Raw genomic sequence first — 4320 nt, 5'->3', positions numbered from 1 at the left:
CCCGACAGGCCCGTTAAGGTATTATATTGCCGCACTTCCTCCCGCGTCAGCAAGGTCGGGTCCCCGTGCGACCAATAAAGCTTATCGGCGGCCTGCCCCAGCGCCGCGGCGGCCATTTTTGCCTCCTCGCGTTCGTCTGTCGTCAGCGTTTTCCCGGACTGCGCTAATCCAAGCCAATGCTCCCAATTGTCTTTGATATACTGTTCGGAATTCACAAGCGCGTCGTACTGCTTCTCAAATTGCCTCTTCTGAACCCCCGTTGATGTCTTGACGGCCTGCTGCAATTCCCGCGCCTGACGCTCCGACTCCGTGAGCTTCGCCGGCTGTGCCATGTAAACATCCTCAACGTGCTTCTGCGAAGCCTGCAAATCCCGCCGCCGCCCGACGAGCGCGGCCACCTGCGGAGAATCCAGGCCGTACACATCCGCCGCCCGCGTCGCCTGTTCGTTCAGCGTTTGCAGATTTTCCGCCGTCGGCGCTGTGAACGGGACGCCCAGCATAACAGTAATCCCGCCTCAAAATTACTTTGGGGCGGGATTGTGTTATCTATTATTAATGGCCCATGAGTGGAATGAACCAGGGGCAAAAAAACCATGCAGGTTAAAGCGCCAGGGTCGTTAAGCGCCCCCGCTCCTGTTCACGCCGCCCCGCAATTAGGATAGGGGGCATGAACGGCCCTTATATTTTCGTAATGCTATTTATACAAAGTGATTTCTTTCCCTGTATTTGTATCAATGAAAAACTTCCGTTTACCCTCCTGTATTAACGTCAACTCAGTACCAATGGACATGTTATAAATTTCCAGCACAGCTGGCTCAATTTCGATGAGCTTCAAATGCCAGAATACACCAATTGTATACATCTGCAAGATACTCTTCAGTATCAATATCAGATAAAAACCTTCAGCCATTATCTGCATCTCTTTTGCTATTCTCACGGATACACCATTTTAACTGACCTTTTCCGTTATATATGTTTGTGATACTAAGCAAGCCCCGTAACTTGATTTCATCTTAGCCATAAGCGAAATCTCCCTGATTCTTTTACTTTCTCAGAGGTCTACCTTTTTACCCGTAATATTATCAACAAAATAACGTTTGCCATGTTCAACGACCAACTGCAAATCCGTTCCAATAGGGAGAAGATAAGTTGCAATAATGGCCGGTTCAATCTCTGCGACGGTATTATAGTCACAGATTACCAGATTATCTGGATTATTAATGTATTCTGCATCATCTGTGGCAGAGAAGAAGCGCCAACCGTTGTCTGCTGAATTGACGGACTGTTCCCGTATAGCCCATTTTAGATAACCTGCACCGTCAATAATGCGCCTTGAGGCTATACACGCACCAGCATTTTTAATAAATTCGATATTAGGAGACATATGTCATCATCCTTTTCACAACATCATCACGGTAGTCAGTTAATCATATCTGATTGTTTTTTTAGCCGTTCTTTTGCTGTTGACAGCAAGCTGACTAACCAATCAACAGGTACCTCAAGTCCTTTGGCTTGCGGATACCACTTTATTACTATTTCACCGCCATTATTTCGAATAATTGCAACATCCTTATCATCACATAGCACCTCAACGACAAGATTATAGTCATCGGAAGGGTCATTAACAAAATCTGCCGACCATTCTTGCATGTTCGATTCCTCCTGTTATTTCGTATATTTTTCTAGAAAACCTATAAAGGTTTTCCCGTCCGCTGACCATCTAGCTCCAGTACCATCAGGCAAACGAACATCTAGAATATCTCCAAACGCATCGGTATGGCGCACTTTGTATGTAGATTGTGGATTACTCAGAATATCTGAGATGTATTGTGCTCCTTGTTCAGTATTTCTGGTAGCATTACCAGACACTTCACCAACGAACGTTCCTGCACGACTAGGGTTACCAGCATGTTTTTGAAAGGCTCGGCCAACAGGTGATACACCGCCTTTTCCTGGCATTGTTGCTGACTTTATCAGATTATCGGTACTCTCCCAAAGGTCCCCCGCGCCCTCAGTACTGCTTTCGGTACGCCCCCCTTTACCATATATATTATTGTATACCTTTTCCAGGTCGCTTTCAATGGTCTCTCCTTTTGCGTTGGGCCATTGTTTGCGATATGCGCTGACTGTTTCTTCCGCAATGCTTGGCACATTTTTCTGGGCAAGGCCCGCTTCTGGGGCTTTGCTGCCAAGGTATCCGTTTGGCGCCGCCGTATTGCCGCCGTGAAGGGCGAAAGGCAACGCGACAGCCGCGCCCATTGCCGCGCCCTGCCCGGCGGCGGTCAGCGGGTCGGTGACGTACAGCTTTACCACGGCCGCACGCACGGCGTCGTCATAGCTCATGCCGTTCCGCTGGTTCTCCACGATAAGAGAATTGAGTTGTGACCTGTCCTGCATGATGAGCTGATCGGAGAGCACTCCGGCATAGCTGCTCACGTATGCCTGTGCCCCGCCCAGCCCCGCCTGTTCCGCCACATTTATCAAGCCTCTCGTAAAGCCACCGGCACCGGAATCCAGCATCTTGAACAGATTGTTTACCGGGATCTTCTCCGTCAGATACTCTACCGTCCCCGCCACCATCGCCAGCCCTGCCGCTTCCATTCCTTTTACATTAATTAAAGTAAAAACCTCGGATTCATTCATCCGAGGTTTTTGATTGTTCAACATTCCGTGAAAGCCCGGTAAATGAAGGCTTATTGACGGTCACCTTGTGGGTGGTCGCGCATGACTATAACCGATAATTCAAGTAACAGTGATATATTTGGCCGGTATTTCGTCTGCCAACCAAATTGTCTCGTTACCGTGATAGAACTTGATGCTCTCTTTCCAAGCAGTCAAAGCATCAATACGTAAAACAGCCGGGCTATTGTCTCTTCGTTTGCCAACAGTAATTGCCGTTTCTTTATCCTGCGAGAGATGAACATATTGCCTATCCTTTGAAATTAGTCCCTGCTCGAGAATATTTTTTAAAAATTTATGAGCAGTACCATGATACAAAATATCTGGGGGCTGAATGGAATCCTTCTTAATCTTTTCTTCCGTAGAATGGCCATATAGAGCCCGTATCTGATTGCCAACAAACTGATGCCTCTTTTTTGGGGAGGCCTGTATCATGTCAGTAATATCCTGAAGCGTTAAATCAGAATATTTTTCTCGCTTTTTCAGGACGTTGATGAGGTCCTCCACCGGAACCCAGCCTTGTTTATCAAGTGTCAAACCATATTCATGAGGTGCATGACGTAAAGCATAAGAGATTTCCTTGCTGAGCGCAGTATAATCAGAAATCATTTTGCTCTTCCTCTCGCTCATAAGCGATCAAATCTTTCACTACATTCTCAAACCAATCCCAAAAGTCTGAAAACTCTTTACGGTGTTCCCAACCCTCGCTGGCATAATCATGAATAACAATAACTTTGCTTCCTCTGCCTATTTCAAAGCAGGCAACATCATCATTGTCTTCACGGCGAGCAAACGGTATAAGCATTCGTTTGGGATATCGTTTGCTCAGTCCTTCAACACGCAACATGACCTGTTTTTCATCCATGATGTACCAGATATCAAAATCAATCAGATTAAGCTCAACTACTTTTAGAAAGGCCTTGGGATATGTAAATCCCTTAAATGACTTTTCAAGTGCAAGTAATTCATTCAACATGTTTTCAACTCCTGTTCCTCTTACTTAAACATCGGCAGATCAAACGAACCGGCGGGAAAGCTATTTCTGAAGGCGGAATTTTGTTTGTCTATCCGCAATTTGATTGCTTCACCCCACGTTGTTGGAATGCCTTTTTTTGTGGCAAATCTGCTCATTTGATCTGGTGTAAGCGGGTCATTGTATCCATGAACATTTGCTCTGACATCAATGCCAGCTTCTCTTGCTGAGGCAACCCTCGTATTGTCCACTGACGTTAATATACCGTCGGACATTTTCACAACATCAATAGGCTCACCTTGCCAACCGTTTGCTTTCATACTTGCGGTGATTTTATATACGCCGTTGACTGAGCTCTGACTGAATCGAATTTCATTGGGATTAATAACATTCCCCGCGCCCTCAGCACTAGTTTCAGCGCTCTTCCCCAGACCTTTTACAGTCTCGTATACCCTTTCCCGGTTTCCATTATATCCCTCGACTTTGTTGTTTGCAAGGCTCGGCCGGTATTCGGGCAGCTGGTTCCCTCCTTTGACATGGGCCCACTGGTCGAGGTATGCTCCGGCTGTCTCTGCGGCTTTTCCCCCGAGATAGCCGCCCAATGCCCCGAGACCGCCGCCGAGGGCGGTGTTCAGAGTTGCTTTTCCGGGCGCGCTCCAATCCTGATT

General features: G+C 47.0%; 7 protein-coding genes and 1 pseudogene. All 8 read right to left on the bottom strand.

Annotation, left to right across the window (positions count from 1 at the left end):
- On the bottom strand, nt 1-500 hold a 500-nt coding region (locus BUB60_RS19345), incomplete at its 3' end, for a hypothetical protein (RefSeq protein WP_143162435.1).
- A gap of 194 nt (nt 501-694) precedes the next feature.
- Nucleotides 695-910, bottom strand: coding sequence for a hypothetical protein (locus tag BUB60_RS19340; protein WP_200796657.1), 216 nt, complete (start codon nt 908-910; stop codon nt 695-697).
- 141 nt (nt 911-1051) lie between these two features.
- Complete coding sequence (locus tag BUB60_RS19335; RefSeq protein WP_073083373.1) at nt 1052-1384, bottom strand: DUF2185 domain-containing protein; 333 nt, start codon at nt 1382-1384, stop codon at nt 1052-1054.
- 35 nt (nt 1385-1419) lie between these two features.
- Nucleotides 1420-1650: a hypothetical protein gene (locus BUB60_RS19330; RefSeq protein ID WP_073083369.1), complete on the bottom strand. Its 231-nt coding sequence runs from the start codon at nt 1648-1650 to the stop codon at nt 1420-1422.
- A 15-nt stretch (nt 1651-1665) separates the two neighbouring features.
- On the bottom strand, nt 1666-2667 hold the full coding sequence (locus BUB60_RS19325) for a hypothetical protein (protein ID WP_073083366.1): 1002 nt from the start codon (nt 2665-2667) through the stop codon (nt 1666-1668).
- A gap of 75 nt (nt 2668-2742) precedes the next feature.
- On the bottom strand, nt 2743-3288 hold the full coding sequence (locus BUB60_RS19320) for an RNA 2'-phosphotransferase (RefSeq protein WP_073083363.1): 546 nt from the start codon (nt 3286-3288) through the stop codon (nt 2743-2745).
- The gene (locus BUB60_RS19315) at nt 3278-3655 is read right to left on the bottom strand and encodes a hypothetical protein (protein ID WP_073083360.1); all 378 of its coding nucleotides are present in this window, start codon (nt 3653-3655) and stop codon (nt 3278-3280) included. Before BUB60_RS19315 ends, BUB60_RS19320 begins: the two co-directional genes overlap by 11 nt.
- Before the next feature lie 20 nt (nt 3656-3675).
- Nucleotides 3676-4320 (bottom strand): annotated as a pseudogene (locus tag BUB60_RS20425) (hypothetical protein); the annotation flags it as partial.

Origin of the sequence: Sporobacter termitidis DSM 10068 (genome assembly GCF_900130065.1) — a bacterium.
In the GTDB taxonomy this organism is placed as follows: Bacteria; Bacillota; Clostridia; order Oscillospirales; family Oscillospiraceae; genus Sporobacter; species Sporobacter termitidis.
Note: the sequence above shows the minus strand (reverse complement) of the source record. Positions and strands in the feature narration are given on the sequence as shown.